This is a genomic window from Longicatena sp. 210702-DFI.1.196 (assembly GCF_020563125.1).
GTDB classification, from domain to species: Bacteria; Bacillota_I; Bacilli_A; order Erysipelotrichales; family Erysipelotrichaceae; genus Longicatena; species Longicatena caecimuris.
Genome location: NZ_JAJCPX010000154.1, coordinates 1 through 218 on the forward strand (window position 1 = coordinate 1; position 218 = coordinate 218).

Sequence of the window (218 nt, forward strand, 5' to 3'; positions counted from 1 at the left end):
TGCCGTAGAGCGGTGTAGTGAATACGGCAAGCTGATCTTGCGCACGTTGGGGCTCGCGCTGGCGACAACCATCGTAGCGGCACTGATCGGCTATCCGCTCGCCTTGGCAATCACGCGCGGGCCCGGTTTCGTTCGCGGGGCGCTTCTCGCGATCGTGACGGTCCCGATGCTCACCAGTGTCGTCGTCAAGACTTTCGGCTGGTCGGTGCTGCTGACAG

The 218-nt window shown here is 63.3% G+C and carries 1 pseudogene; it reads left to right on the forward strand.

Annotated features, from left to right (window positions below):
* A pseudogene (locus LI241_RS15750) lies at positions 1-218 on the forward strand (hypothetical protein); the annotation flags it as partial.